General features: G+C 69.9%; 15 protein-coding genes. 3 read left to right on the top strand and 12 right to left on the bottom strand.

The window, feature by feature from the left end; all coding sequences use genetic code 11:
* Positions 1-112: 112 nt before the first annotated feature.
* From ADL05_RS02750 to coxB, 4 genes are all read right to left on the bottom strand, one after another.
* Positions 113-1405: an Ig-like domain-containing protein gene (locus ADL05_RS02750; RefSeq protein ID WP_082376057.1), complete on the bottom strand. Its 1293-nt coding sequence runs from the start codon at positions 1403-1405 to the stop codon at positions 113-115.
* A gap of 164 nt (positions 1406-1569) precedes the next feature.
* Positions 1570-1995, bottom strand: a complete 426-nt coding sequence (locus ADL05_RS02745; RefSeq protein WP_053615252.1) for a cytochrome c oxidase subunit 4 — start codon at positions 1993-1995, stop codon at positions 1570-1572.
* 10 nt (positions 1996-2005) lie between these two features.
* Entirely contained in the window at positions 2006-3676 is a 1671-nt protein-coding gene (gene ctaD / locus ADL05_RS02740; RefSeq protein WP_053615251.1) for a cytochrome c oxidase subunit I, read from the bottom strand.
* Positions 3677-4558, bottom strand: a complete 882-nt coding sequence (gene coxB, locus ADL05_RS02735) for a cytochrome c oxidase subunit II (RefSeq protein WP_053615250.1) — start codon at positions 4556-4558, stop codon at positions 3677-3679.
* A gap of 537 nt (positions 4559-5095) precedes the next feature.
* Between coxB and ADL05_RS02730 the strand changes: the two genes are divergently transcribed.
* On the top strand, positions 5096-5344 hold the full coding sequence (locus tag ADL05_RS02730; RefSeq protein WP_053615259.1) for a sulfurtransferase TusA family protein: 249 nt from the start codon (positions 5096-5098) through the stop codon (positions 5342-5344).
* 182 nt (positions 5345-5526) lie between these two features.
* On the opposite strand, the gene rpsD is transcribed toward ADL05_RS02730, so the two are convergent.
* The 7 genes from rpsD to ADL05_RS02695 form a co-directional block, all read right to left on the bottom strand.
* Positions 5527-6138, bottom strand: coding sequence for a 30S ribosomal protein S4 (gene rpsD / locus ADL05_RS02725; RefSeq protein ID WP_053615249.1), 612 nt, complete (start codon positions 6136-6138; stop codon positions 5527-5529).
* 336 nt (positions 6139-6474) lie between these two features.
* Complete coding sequence (locus tag ADL05_RS02720; protein ID WP_053615248.1) at positions 6475-7446, bottom strand: carbohydrate kinase family protein; 972 nt, start codon at positions 7444-7446, stop codon at positions 6475-6477.
* 181 nt (positions 7447-7627) lie between these two features.
* Positions 7628-7975 carry an iron-sulfur cluster assembly accessory protein gene (locus tag ADL05_RS02715; protein WP_053615247.1) on the bottom strand — a complete coding sequence of 116 codons (348 nt, stop codon included), beginning with the start codon at positions 7973-7975 and terminating at the stop codon, positions 7628-7630.
* A gap of 275 nt (positions 7976-8250) precedes the next feature.
* Complete coding sequence (locus ADL05_RS02710) at positions 8251-8910, bottom strand: hypothetical protein (protein WP_053615246.1); 660 nt, start codon at positions 8908-8910, stop codon at positions 8251-8253.
* 40 nt (positions 8911-8950) lie between these two features.
* Positions 8951-9877, bottom strand: a complete 927-nt coding sequence (htpX, locus tag ADL05_RS02705) for a zinc metalloprotease HtpX (RefSeq protein ID WP_053615245.1) — start codon at positions 9875-9877, stop codon at positions 8951-8953.
* Positions 9878-10236: 359 nt separating this feature from the next.
* Positions 10237-10515, bottom strand: a complete 279-nt coding sequence (locus ADL05_RS02700) for a hypothetical protein (protein WP_053615244.1) — start codon at positions 10513-10515, stop codon at positions 10237-10239.
* Positions 10512-11285: a PspA/IM30 family protein gene (locus ADL05_RS02695; RefSeq protein ID WP_082376056.1), complete on the bottom strand. Its 774-nt coding sequence runs from the start codon at positions 11283-11285 to the stop codon at positions 10512-10514. The genes ADL05_RS02700 and ADL05_RS02695 overlap by 4 nt, the downstream gene beginning before the upstream one ends.
* Before the next feature lie 117 nt (positions 11286-11402).
* Between ADL05_RS02695 and ADL05_RS02690 the strand changes: the two genes are divergently transcribed.
* Positions 11403-12041, top strand: a complete 639-nt coding sequence (locus ADL05_RS02690; protein WP_053615258.1) for a DUF3043 domain-containing protein — start codon at positions 11403-11405, stop codon at positions 12039-12041.
* Between the two features lie 187 nt (positions 12042-12228).
* Positions 12229-13236 carry an aldo/keto reductase family protein gene (locus tag ADL05_RS02685; protein ID WP_197285662.1) on the top strand — a complete coding sequence of 336 codons (1008 nt, stop codon included), beginning with the start codon at positions 12229-12231 and terminating at the stop codon, positions 13234-13236.
* 70 nt (positions 13237-13306) lie between these two features.
* Here ADL05_RS02685 and ADL05_RS02680 read toward each other — a convergent pair whose 3' ends face one another.
* Positions 13307-13513, bottom strand: coding sequence for a hypothetical protein (locus tag ADL05_RS02680; RefSeq protein WP_053615242.1), 207 nt, complete (start codon positions 13511-13513; stop codon positions 13307-13309).
* Between the last annotated feature and the right edge of the window lie 156 nt (positions 13514-13669).

The raw sequence follows: 13669 nt of genomic DNA, 5'->3' as shown, positions 1-13669 counted from the left end.
GAGGGGCGCGCCGGTGCCTGCAGGAGGAGTCTCTGCCGCCAGCGAGGAACGAGCAAGGCAGAAGCGACGACGAAGGACCCGGCGTGAAGCGCCCCCGAAACGCCCCCGACCGCTACAGCCCCTGGCCGTGGACGCTGCCCGGCGTTCCCGAACCGTCGGTCACCTGGGGTTCTCCCGTCTCACTGTGGTCGAGCCACTCCTCCCAGGACCGCTGGTAGAAGCCCCACCCGTTGTCCCACTCCAGCTCCCGGTCGGTGCCGGTGGTCTCCAGGACGTCGCCCATCAGCGCCTGGTCGTGGTACCAGCGGGCGTCGGACACCGACATGTTCGTGCACCCGTTGGAGGCGTCGGCCACCCCGAGGTTGCCCGTGTTCCACGGCGCGGCGTGGGTGAACTCGCCGCTGTTGGAGGTGCGCACGGCCCAGTCCACGTCAACGCGGTAGTAGCCGGGAGAGCCCGGCGGGATGCCGACCGTGGCGGAGTCCATCACCAGCCGGGAGTACTTCTCCATCAGCAGGTGGACGCCCGAGGTGGTGGTGTTGAACCGCCGGTGCGCCTTGCCGTTGCTCACCGGGATCGTGCGCACCGTCTCGCCGTCGACGGCCACGGTCATCTCGTGGTCGGGCACGTGCATCGTGGAGATCATCTCGCGCCCGATCTCGAACTCCAGCCGGTCGTCCCCGGTGCCGTGCACGCCCTCGGCCGCCTCCACGCCCGTCAGGCGCAGGTCGACGGTGACGTCCTGGTAGGGCTCCCAGTACTCGCGCGGGCGGAACACCGCCGTCTCGTCGTCCACCCAGTTCCACGCACCCTCCACGGGGTGCTCCGAGGTGACCTCGATGGAGTTCTCCACCTGCTCCTTGTACTCCACCGGCGTGTCGAAGCCGATGATGACGGGCATGCCCACGCCCACGACGTCCCCGGAGCGGGGGAAGTTGTACTCGATGCCCAGGGCGCTGTCCCCGTTCACCGGCGCGGTCGTGAACTCCGACCGGAACTCCCGCTGCGGCCCCGAGGCGCCCTCGGCGGCGGCGTACACGCTCACGGCCGTTCCGGGCACGAGGTTCCAGTCGCTGGTCCAGGTACGGCCGTCCTCGGAGAGCGTGCCGGTGACCGGCAGCCCCTCGACCGGTTCGCCCTCGCGCACCTGTTCGATGGTGACGCCGGCGAGCGAGCCCTCGGCCACGGAGACGCGGACCGGGGTGTTCGGCGGCACGTCGGTCGCCCCTGGAGCGGGGCTGACGCTGACCCGGGGCCCCGCGCTCCCCTCGTCGGGCTCGGGGGCGTTCCCGTCCCCGAGGATCCCGCATCCGGCCGCCGCGAGCAGGACGGCGGCGCCCGCCGCCGTCGCGCGGGCCGCCACGGGTCCGTCGGCTCGTCCCTTCACGCCCAGCACCTCCAGCATCCGCTGTGGATAGGCCGCGACCAGTGCAAATCACACCAAGTCACGCCTCAGTCACACAAAACGATACCCCGGTGACCGGGCGGGTTCCGTGTAGCGAAACCCCCGGTCACCGGGGTCGGTGCTGCGTCGCCGCCCTCGCGGGCGACGGGTCTACGCCCTGGGCGTCAGTGCTGGAACTCCTTGCGGTAGTACTCGAACACCCAGCCGATGGCGGTGAGGATGACGGCGAAGCCGCCGATCAGCACCATCCACCAGCCGATCGCCACGCCCACGGCGGTGAACGCCACGGCCAGCGCGACGAACATCGGCCACCAGCTGTGCGGACTGAAGAAGCCGTACTCACCGGCGTTCTCGGCGATCTCGCCGTCCAGGCGCTCCTCCGCGGGCAGTCCGTGGAAGTGCTCGCTGCGGCGGGCCGACTGCCAGAGCCAGAACCCGATCATCCAGCCGAAGCCGATGGAGACCACCAGGGCGGTGGCACCCGTCCACTCGACCTGGCCGGTGTCCTGGATGGACCAGTAGATGTACAGGGCCGCCGCCAGACCGAAGAAGGTCGAGATGCCCATGAACAGATAGGCCTGCATCTTCATTGTGTGCGCCCTACTCCTTCGTGGCGCCCACCGGGACGGCGCCCGGGGCCGCGGCGTGCGGGTGGTTCAGGTCGAACGCGGGGCGCTCGGACCGGATCCGCGGCAGCGACGTGAAGTTGTGCCGCGGCGGCGGGCAGGACGTCGCCCACTCCAGGGAGCAGCCGTAGCCCCACGGGTCGTCGACGGTCACCTTCGGTGCCTTCTTGGCCGTGACGTACATGTTCCAGAAGAACAGCAGCGTCGAGGCGCCGAGCACGAAGGAGGAGACCGAGGAGATCTGGTTCAGCTCGGTGAAGCCGTCACCGGGCAGGTAGTCGGCGTAGCGGCGGGGGAAGCCCATCGCGCCGAGCCAGTGCTGGACCAGGAAGGTGCCGTGGAAGCCGAGGAACAGCAGCCAGAAGTGCGCCTTGCCCAGCTTCTCGTCGAGCATCTTGCCGGTGAACTTGGGCCACCAGAAGTAGAAGCCCGCGAACATCGCGAACACCACCGTGCCGAACACCACGTAGTGGAAGTGCGCCACCACGAAGTAGGAGTCGGTGACGTGGAAGTCGATCGGAGGGGAGGCCAGCAGCACACCGGTGAGGCCGCCGAAGAGGAAGGTGACCAGGAAGCCGATCGTGAACAGCATCGGCGTCTCGAAGGTGAGCTGCCCGCGCCACATCGTCCCGATCCAGTTGAAGAACTTCACACCGGTGGGGACCGCGATGAGGAACGTCATGAAGGAGAAGAAGGGCAGCAGCACCGCGCCGGTCGGGAACATGTGGTGCGCCCACACGGTCACGGACAGGCCGGCGATGGAGATCGTCGCGGCCACCAGGCTCTTGTAGCCGAAGATCGGCTTGCGGCTGAACACCGGCAGGATCTCGGTCGCGATACCGAAGAACGGCAGGGCGATGATGTACACCTCGGGGTGCCCGAAGAACCAGAACAGGTGCTGCCAGAGGATGGCACCGCCGTGTTCGGCGTTGAAGACCTGCGTGCCCACCATGCGGTCGGCGCCCAGGGCGATCAGGGCCGCGGTCAGGACCGGGAAGGCGATGAGCACCAGGACACTGGTGAGCATCGTGTTCCAGGAGAAGATCGACATGCGGAACATCGTCATACCGGGCGCGCGCATGCACAGCCCGGTGGTGATGAAGTTGACCGCACCGAGGATCGTGCCCAGACCGGACACGGCCAGGCCCAGGATCCACAGGTCGCCGCCCAGGCCCGGCGAGCGGACCGCGTCGGACAGCGGGGTGTAGGCGAACCAGCCGAAGCTGGCGGCGCCGCCCGGGGTCAGGAACCCGGCCACCACGATGAGGCTGCCGAACAGGTACAGGTAGTACCCGAACAGGTTGATCCGGGGGAATGCGACGTCGGGGGCGCCGATGTGCAGCGGCATGATGATGTTCGAGAACCCGACGAAGAGCGGGGTCGCGAACATCAGCAGCATGATGGTGCCGTGCATGGTGAACAACTGGTTGAACTGCTCGTTGGACATGACCTGCATGCCCGGGAAGAACAGCTCGGCGCGCATGAGCAGCGCCAGGATGCCACCGAAGAGGAAGAAGGCGAAGGAGGTGATCAGGTACATGTACCCGATCACCTTGTGGTCGGTCGACGTCAGCCAGTTGACGATGATCGACCCTTTGGGCGGCGTCTGTGTGCCGCTACGGGGTTCTGTTGCCGTGGTGGTCATTTACTCGTCATTCTCCTCGGCGTCGTCGGCTCCGACGCCCGCGCCCTCGGCATCGGCCTCGGTGCTCTCCGCGCCCTCGGCGTCAGTGCTGTTCGCACCCGTGCCCTCGTCGTCGGTGCCCCCGGCCCCGGTGCCCTCGGACATCTCGGGCTCCTCGGCCGTCTCGGCCGCCTCGGCGCGCTCGGCGTCGGCCTCGGCCATCTGCTCGTCGACCCAGGTCTCGTAGTCGGCCTGCGACAGGACCTCGACGTTGAACAGCATGCGGGTGTGGTCCACACCGCACAGCTCGGCGCAGCGGCCGATGTACTCGCCCTCGGTGCCCTCGTTGAGCTGCACCTGGAACGCGTTGTCGCGCCCGGGGACGACGTCCATCTTGAAGCCGAAGGACGGGATCCAGAAGGAGTGGATCACGTCGGGCGAGTGGAGGTCGAAGTGCACCACCGCGTTCTCCGGCAGGACGAGCGTGGGCTGCGTCGACGGGTCGGCGGTGCCGTCCGGGTTGGGGACGCCCACCTCGGTGAAGAGCGTCTCGCCGCCCTCCTCCTTGGTGTCGTCGAGGTAGTTGAACTGCCAGGCCCATTGGAAGGCCACGACCTCGACGTGGACGTCGGCGGGCTCCTCGGTCTCCAGGAGGTAGGCCTGGTCGCGCGCGGTGAAGTAGAACAGCACCGAGACGATGACGATCGGCAGCACGGTGTAGAGCGCTTCGATGGGCAGGTTGTACCGCACCTGGGGCGGCAGCTGCTCAGAGCGCTTGCGGTGGAAGATGATCGTCCAGATCATCAGCCCCCACACGAGAATGCCGACCGCGAACGCCGCCACCCAGGAACCCTGCCAGAGCGAGAGAACACGCTCGGCCTGCTCGGTGATCGGCTCCGGCATGCCCAAACGAGTGAGATCGTTCGACGCGCAGCCGGTCGCGGCCAGCCCCAGCACGGCGAGCGCGGCGCCGCGTGGTGCCCATCGGCGCGTGTTGGAACGCCGATTTTCTTGGCGGGTCGGACTCACGGATTGCCTTCCCAGCGGTGAAGCCCGTGGATCCTCCACGGGCGGCCTAAGTATCCAAAGCTTGTCAGGGGGAAACATTATCGCGTACCGCCCAGCGTCCCGTTCATGGGCTTGCCTGGTCAGCGTGTTGCCGACAGAGCCCGTGCGCGGCCCGCGGCGGTGCGCGGAGCCGGGCCCGTCGCCCCGCGGAGGCGGGACCTCCCGGCTGGCTACGTGGCGCGGCCCGGCGTACCCCCCGGGCCCCCGGCCGTGGGCCGTGTCGAACTCCGCCTGCGGCTGAGGAGGACACGGTTCGCGGCGCGAGGCCAGTGCGAGCGTATCGCTGGGTTTACGACGCCCTTAACCGGGTTCGCCTTAAGGCGGGGCCCAGGTCAAGATTGGGCTACGGCGACGACGACACAGGGGGTGCGCATGCCTGAGCACGCGTCCGGACGGCCGATGGTGACGGTGGAGGCGGTGGGCCGCAAGTGCCCGCTGCCGATCATCATGCTGTCCCAGCGGCTGCACGAGGTGCCCATCGGCGCGGTCATCGCGGTCACCGCGGACGATCCGGCGGCGCGCGCGGACATTCCGGCGTGGTGCCGGATGAAGATGCACGAGTTCGTGGTGGAGGAGCCGCTGGTGCGGGGTAGCGCTTTTCACATCCGCCGGAAGTACTGAACCGGTGCGGGCGCCCGAGGCCCCCGTTCCGGATTCCGGTTCCGTTGCCATAACGATGCGGCAGGGGCCGAAATCAGCGCTCAGGGGGCGGCTCCGGATGTGGCCCAGGACACGGCGAAGGCCGCACGGACGGTGTCCGTACGGCCTTCGCGCGTCGGTGCTCCAGGGAGCCCGCGCGGATCCTAGCGAGCGTAGAACTCGACGACGAGCTGCTCGTCGAAGGGCACGGGGATCTGCTCGCGCTTGGGGCGGTCGGTGACCGCGATGCGCAGGTCCTTGTGGCTGACGGCGAGGAAGCCGGCGATCTTGTCGTCGGCGTGCACGCCCTCGGCGGCCTCGACGAACGGGACCATCTGGCGGGACTTCTCCCGCACGCTGATGATCTGGCCCGGCTTGACCTGGTACGACGGGATGTCGACCTTCTTGCCGTCCACGGTGATGTGGCCGTGGTTGATGAACTGGCGGGCGGCGTAGATCGAGGCGGCCAGACCGGCGCGCAGCACGACCGTGGCCAGACGCAGCTCCAGCTCGGCGAGCATCTCCTCACCGGTACGGCCGGAACGCTTCTTGGCGTTCTCGTAGATCCGCAGCAGCTGCTTCTCGGTCAGGTCGTAGTACCAGCGGACCTTCTGCTTCTCCGACTGACGGACAGCGAAGTCGCTGCTGTTGCGACGGACGCGGCGGCCGTGCTCGCCGGGCGGGTACGGACGCTTCTCGAAGTAGCTGACCGCCTTACGGGTCAGCGGAGTGCCGGCGCGCCGGGACAACCGCACCTTCGGTCCGGTGTAGCGCATGCAATGTCCTTTCAGGGTCAATCAGGGAATCCCAGGTAAGGCTGGCCTAGATCTGGGAGGCGCTCACGGCGCCCGAGTCCCCGCGCGCGCGGGACGCGTGCAAAGGGACGGGTTCCCCACCGTCGCGGCGACCCGGCGCGGACGGCTTGGGCTAGGAAGACCGGCACGCGTTTCAGCGCACCGGCCGGCACGGGGCACCCGTGCTGGTCGGCCGGAGCCGACTTTTCGGGGCGCGGCCCGGCGGAATCCACCGGGTCGTGCGGGTCGCGGCTTACTACTCTACGGGTTCGCCGGTACCGCCCGGACCAGGAGCGCCCGGCCCGGGCGGACGGCGGCTCACAGGAAGGGGCGGACCTCGGCGGCGGCCTCGGCGCCGTAGGAGCGCTCCAGGCGCTCCAGCAGGCCCGCCGCGGTGAGCCGGTACTCCTGCGGTCCGTCGACCTCCAGGCAGTGCACGGCGGTGGCGTTGCCGACCTGGGCGGCGCGCTCCAGGGTCAGGCCCCAGGCGTGCGCGGCCAGGAAGCCGGCGCGGAAGGCGTCCCCCATGCCGGTGGGGTCGACGAGGTCGCCGACCTGGGCGGCGGGCACGTGCACGGACGGCTCGCCCCGGCGGTCGATGCGGGCGCCCTTGGCACCCAGGGTGGTGATGCGGGTGCCCACCAGCGCGAGGATCTCGGCGTCGCTCCAGCCGGTCTTCTGCTCGGCCAGCGCCTTCTCGTACTCGTTGCTGAACAGGAAGGCCGCCCCGTCGATGAGGGTGCGGACGGCCTCACCGTCCATCCGGGCGAGCTGCTGGGAGGGGTCGGCCGCGAAGGGGATGGCGCGGGTCCGGCACTCCTGGCTGTGGCGGACCATCGCGTCGGGGTCGTCCGCGCCGATCAGGACGAGGTCGAGCCCGCCGACGCGGTCGGCGATCGGCTTGAGCTCGATGTTGCGGGCCTCGGCCATGGCCCCGGCGTAGAAGGACGCGATCTGGTTCTGGTCGCGGTCGGTCGTGCAGATGAAGCGCGCGGTGTGGCGCAGCTCGGAGATGTAGACGGAGGCGGTGTCGACACCGTGGCGGTCCAGCCAGGCGCGGTAGTCCTCGAAGTCGGCGCCGGCCGCGCCCACCAGGACCGGTTCGAGGCCGAAGGCGCCCATGCCGAAACAGATGTTGGCGGCGACGCCGCCGCGGCGCACGTCCAGCTCGTCGATGAGGAAGGAGAGGGACAACTGCTGGATCTGTTCCGGGATGATCTGCTCCGCGAACCGACCCTCGAAGGACATCAGGTGGTCGGTGGCGATGGATCCGGCAACCGCGATACGCACGGGAGGTGGGCTCCTTGGTCGGGAGTGGTCGGTCGTGGACGACCGGGCGGCGGTCGGGCGGCGCTCGACCCCCGACATGACCGCCCTAGCGTACCCAGTGCACCCGGATGTGACTCGTCCGGCGGACGACGAAGGGGAGGGCGGACGGATCCACCCTCCCCGGGTTCTGCTTCGGGGACCCCTAGTTGAAGGAGTCTCCGCAGGCGCAGGAGCCGGTGGCGTTGGGGTTGTCGATCGTGAAGCCCTGCTTCTCGATGGTGTCGACGAAGTCGATGGTGGCGCCGACGAGGTAGGGGGAGCTCATCCTGTCGGTGACGACCTCCACGCCGCCGAAGTCGGTGACCACGTCGCCGTCCAGGTCGCGCTCGTCGAAGTAGAGCTGGTAGCGCAGCCCCGAGCAACCACCCGGCTGAACGGCCACCCGAAGACGCAGGTCGTCGCGGCCCTCCTGCTCCAGGAGCGCCCTGACCTTGCCGGACGCCTCGTCGGTGAGGATGATCCCCTCGGTGGTCTCGCTCTGAACCGTCATGTTGTCAAGCTCCTCTTGAAAGGGGTTGCGGCCGCCTGGCGACCCCCGGTCGCGTAGCGGACCGTCCCGCGGGTGGCGGTGCGGTCCTCCTCAACCGGGGTCAACGCCCGGGCTTCGCGCGGCATTCCGTCGCGCGGCCGCCGTGTTCTCCCTGTGTCCGTGGCCCCAGGTGCGGATGGAGCCGTCGGAGCACCCGTGTGCCCGTGTCCACCAGGGTAGTGTCGACCGCTCCACGATGCCATGCCCGAGCGACCCCTGTGCACACCGGCCGCCGGTCAGGCCGGCGTCCCGAGCCCGGGGGCGCCGTAGACGGGGAACCAGCGCGAGCGGTCCTTCTCCATCGGCAGGTCGTCGCCGATCGCCGCCTCCACCTGGAGTTCCAGCGCGTTGTCGCGCCGCTGGCCCCCGGCCGGGGCGAACGGGTAGAAGGTGCCGCGCTTGTAGAGGTAGACCAGCCCGACCCGTCGCCCACCACTCCCGGCGGACGCCTCCGGCGCGGCCCCGCCCTCTCGGCCGCCCCCTCCGTCCGTGAAGCCGAGCAGGGAGCACAGCAGGGAGGGCCCGTAGCCGTTGGCCTCCAGGGTCGAGTTGACCGCGTGCAGATCGGTGACCAGGCCGGAGACGTCGGGGTCGGTGACCTCGCCCTCCCCCGTCGGGGCGTCGTGCGAGCGCACGACCAGCCACGAGTAGCCGTAGTCGTCGGTGACCTGTCCCACCGGCGGCCCGTCGTCGGCGTCCAGCAGGGCGGTCACGTCCCGCTGCAGGTCGGCGAAGGCCGCGCCCTCGGTCGCCCGGAAGGCCACCGAGCCCGTGCCGGTGGGCCGCAGGCCCACCGAGGCCCGCAGCGTCAGTGCGGCGGAGGGGAGCGCGAACAGGGCGTCCAGGTCGGGCCGGGCCGGTGCGGACCGGCCCAGCAGAGCGCGCCAGAAGCTCATCGGTGGTTGCCTCGTTCCCAGGTCGGCGGTGGCGTGGCGGTCAGCTGCCCTGACCGAGTTGGCGGGAGATGTCGGAGAGCTGGGCCAGGCGCTGGTCCACCGGCGGGTGGGTCGCGATCAACTGGCTGAAGCTGAAGCCCTTGCGCGAGACCGCGGGGGCGAAGAAGAAGGCGTTGAACGGCTCCGCCTGGCGCAGGTCCCGGGTGGGGATGCGCGCCATGTCACCGGTGATCTTGCTCAGGGCGCTGCCCAGTGTGGAGGGGCGGCCGGTCAGGTAGGCGGCGGCGCGGTCGGCCGACAGCTCCCGGTACCGGGAGAGCGCGCGCACGAGCAGGAAGCTCAGGGCCCAGGCGATCGCGCTGACCAGCACGACCAGCAGCGCGATGACGGCGGGCGCGGGGCCGCCGTTGTTGCTGCGGCCCCCCGCGACGCCGCTGAACGCGGCGAAGCGCAGTCCCGCCTGGGTGAGGAAGCCGGCGACGATGCCGAGGAACCCCGCGACGGTCATCACCATCACGTCGCGGTGGGCGATGTGGGAGAGCTCGTGCGCCAGGACCGCCTCCAGCTCGGGGCCGTCCAGGCGGCGCAGCAGGCCGGTGGTCACGCAGATGACCGCGGACTTCTCGCTGTGGCCGGTGGCGAAGGCGTTGGGCACGTCGGAGTCGGCGATGCCGACCCGGGGCTTGGACATGTCCGCCATCGCGCACAGCCGGTCGACGAGCGCGTGCAGGTCGGGCGCCTGCTCGGGCGAGACCTCGCGCGCGCCCATGGAGAACATGGCGATCTTGTCCGAGGCGAAGTAGGAGAAGAGGGCGAAGGCGCCCACGATGACCATGACGAGCCAGATGTTCAGGCCCGCCAGGACCAGCCCCACGATGAAGGCGACGTAGACCAGCGCCAGCAGCGCCATGGTCGTCACCATCCGGGCGGTGAGGCCGCCGTCCGGTCGGAACTTCGTACCCGCCATTGCCGACTCCTCTGCGATGCGTGGTTCGGAGTCTAGTTCCACCAGGTGAGAGAAGGGTTAAGGCCGGGTTGTCGGCGTGCTGGAGGCGTCGCCACGGGGCCCGCGGCGGGGGTCGGGGCCCGCGGGGCCCGGTGAGTCGTGGACGCCCCGGGGAGGCGGTCTCCCCGATGAAGGGGCCGCGCTGTGCGAAGGCCGCGCTGTGCAAAGGCCGCGGCCGCCGTGACGGGGTCACGGCGGCCGCGGAACCAAAGTACGCGCACGCGGGCGGCGGGCACGGTCCCGCCCGGCCGTGGCACGGCCGGCGGTCCTGGCCCGCGCGGTCCCCGGACCCGCCTGGACGGAGGTGGCGGGTCCGGTCGCTAGCCCGGGATCAGCCCGTCGTCCTGCAGCATCTCCCGCACCTCGGCCATGCTGGCGTCGGCGTGCGGAAGGATGAAGTCCGACGGCTCCAGTGCGTCGTCGGGCAGCGGGCTGCCGTCCGCGCGCACCCGTTCGAGCAGCCGGTGCAGGGCTTCGCGGAACGTCTCCTCGTTGGCCGAGTCGAGCGCCGCCTCCAGGGCGGAGTCGAACTCGTTGAGGACGCCCAGGTCGGCGTCGGTCAGGTCCAGCTGGCCCTCACCCAAGATGCGGACGATCATGCGCCCTCCCGGTTCCCGGTGCTGCCGGCGCCGTTCCCGCCCTCGATCTGGGGGGTGGCGCCGCCGCTGCCGCCGCCGAGCTCCATCTTCATGCGCTCGAGTTCGGCCTCGACACCGGTCGTGCTGGCCATGCGGTCCAGCTCGCCCTGGATGTCGTCCTTGGCGGTGCCGGTGACGTCGTCGAGCGCGCCGGAGGCGAGCAGCTCGTCGACGGCACCCGCGCGGGCCTGCATCTCGGCGGTCTTGTCCTCCGCGCGCTGCACGGCCATGCCGACGTCGCCCATCTCCTCGGAGATGCCGGAGAAGGCCTCGCTGATCTGCGTCTGGGCCTGGGCGGCGGTGTAGGTCGCCTTGATCGTCTCCTTGCGGGTCCGGAAGGCGTCGACCTTGGCCTGCAGGCGCTGCGCGGCCGTGGTGAGCTTCTGCTCCTCGTTCTGGAGGTTGGCGTGCTGCTCGCGCAGGCCCTCGATCTGCGTGGCCAGACCGGACCGGCGGGTGAGGGCCTCGCGGGCGAGGTCCTCACGCCCCTGGGTCAGGGCCGCGCGGCCCTGGTTCTCCAGCTTGCCGGACTGCTGTTCGAGCTGCTGGATCTGCAGCTCGACGCGCTTGCGCGACGTCGCCACGTCCGCCACCCCACGGCGGACCTTCTGTAGGAGTTCGAGTTGTTTCTGGTACGAGTAGTCGAGGGTCTCCCTGGGGTCCTCGACAGAGTCCAACGCCTTGTTGGCCTTGGACTTGAAGATCATCGAAAGTCGCTGAAACACGCTCATCGGCGTGGCCGTCCCCTTCTCGCTGCGTACATCGGCTGTTCCCAGCGGGCGCTTCGCCCAACCCTACGCGCTCTGGCCCACGGTCGCCATAAAGCTGTGACCGGCTACCCTGAGGGTGTGTTCCGACGTCGCTCCGCTTCCGCAGCCACGGATTCGAGTTCTACCGAATCCGCCAGCCCTGAGGCCACTGAGGCCACCCAACCTAAGGGATATACCCCCAAGAAGGGTGTCCCGACCCCAAAGCGCAAGGAATCCGGTAAGGACCTGCGCCGGCCCGTCCAAGCTCCACAGACCCGCAAGGAGGCGTACCGGGCCTACCGGGAACGCCTCGACCGCCAGAAGGGGCAGCCCGCCCGGCGCTCCGGCGTCCCGCAGGGCGAGGAGCGCTACTTCCGTGAGCAGGACATGGGCAAGCCCCGTGCCTTCGCGCGCAACTACGTCGACTCCCGACGCAGTGCCAGTGAGTTCTTCCTGCCCTTCTCCATCCTCATCATCGCGCTCCTGTTCGTGAACAACCCCGTCTTCCAGGTCGGGGTCGCCTACGTCGCGTGGCCGCTGATGATGGTGACCCTGGTCGCCGAGGGCATCTTCACCGCGCGCAAGGTCAAGAGCACGGCCGCCGCCCACTTCCCCGACGACCCCAAGGTCGCGGGCGCGGGCATGTACGCGGCCATGCGCCAGCTCCAGTTCCGGCGCCTGCGCCTGCCCAAGCCGACGGTGAAGGTCGGCGACGACCCCACGGCCGGCCTGCGCTGACCCGTCCACCACCGTTCCACCTCCCGACATCCCCGTACCGAAGACCGATCACGTGAGCAGGGCCGGTGTCCGCACCGGCCCTTCACCGTGTCCGGAGGCGGGAGCGTCCAGCGTCCGGGGTGTAAGCGCTTGCTGACCGTCAGGGGCGCTGTGGCCGCGGCCTCCCCGGCTGGCTAGAGTGCTCGACATGGAATTTCGGCATCTAGGCAAGAGCGGTCTCATCATCAGCGAGATCGCCTACGGGAACTGGATCACCCACGGGTCCCAGGTCGAGGAGGACACCGCCACCGCGTGTGTCCGCGCGGCGCTGGACGCCGGCATCACCACGTTCGACACCGCCGACGTCTACGCCCAGGGCAAGGCGGAGGAGGTGCTCGGCCGCGCGCTCAAGGGCGAGCGCCGCGACGGGCTGGAGATCTTCTCCAAGGTCTACTGGCCCATGGGCGAGGGCAAGAACGACAAGGGCCTGTCCCGCAAGCACATCCTGCGCGGCGTCGAGGACTCGCTGCGCCGTCTGGGCACGGACTACCTGGACCTGTACCAGGCCCACCGGTTCGACTACACGACGCCGCTGGAAGAGACCATGCGGGCCTTCGAGGACCTGGTCCGCCAGGGCAAGGCCCTCTACATCGGTGTCTCGGAGTGGCGGGCCGAGGAGATCGAGCGCGCGCTCAAGATCGCCGACGAGATGGGCTTCGACCGCATCGTCTCCAGCCAGCCGCAGTACAACATGCTCTGGCGGGTCATCGAGTCCGAGGTCGTGCCGGTGTGCGAGCGCGAGGGCATCGGCCAGGTGGTGTGGTCGCCCATCGCCGGCGGCGTCCTCACCGGCAAGTACAAGCCGGGCCGGGAGGCCCCCGCCGGGTCGCGCGCGGACGACCCCAGGAGCAGGCACTTCATCGCCGACAAGGCGGAGGACCAGGCCCTGCTGGAGCGGGTGCAGCAGCTGGAGCCGCTGGCCGCCGAGGCCGGGCTGAGCATGCCCCAGCTGGCCGTGGCCTGGGTGCTGCAGAATCCGAACGTGTCCGCCGCGATCATCGGCGCGTCCCGTCCGGAGCAGGTCCGGGACAACGTCCAGGCGGCCGGCGTGAAGCTCGACGCCGGACTGCTGGCCCGCGTCGACGAGATCCTCGGCGACAGCGTCCAGCGGGACCCGGCCCTGACCAAGAGCCCGGACAACATCCGCGACCTCTAGCACCGAAGCGGAGGCCCCGGTACCGGGAACTCCGGGGCCTCCGCTCCGCTTCGGCCCGGGAGGGCGCCCGCTAGCCGGTCGGTTCCAGGGACATGGTGTAGGCCTCGGCGCCGTCCTCGGACAGCACGACGCGGACCACGCCGCCCTCGGCGAGCTCCTGCCAGTTCTCCCCCATCCAGCTCTCGGCGTCGCCGCGCGAGGTGAACGACTCCGAGGGGAGCCCCTCCTCCGTCCTGTCCGCGCCGTCCGCGTCGAGATACCGCCAGGTCCACGCCATTGTTCGACCGCCCTTCGTCACGGGGTTCACGATGCGGGCCACCGTGTTCCTGGCCCGAGCTTAACCAAGCGTTGGGCCGACATGCGGTTTACTCGGTCGGGTGCGCATCCGATTCCTCGGGACCGCGGGGCACGCGGGCTGGCCGGCCCCGCAGTG

Origin of the sequence: Nocardiopsis sp. NRRL B-16309 (assembly GCF_001279585.1) — a bacterium.
Lineage (GTDB): Bacteria > Actinomycetota > Actinomycetes > Streptosporangiales > Streptosporangiaceae > Nocardiopsis.
Note: the sequence above shows the minus strand (reverse complement) of the source record. Positions and strands in the feature narration are given on the sequence as shown.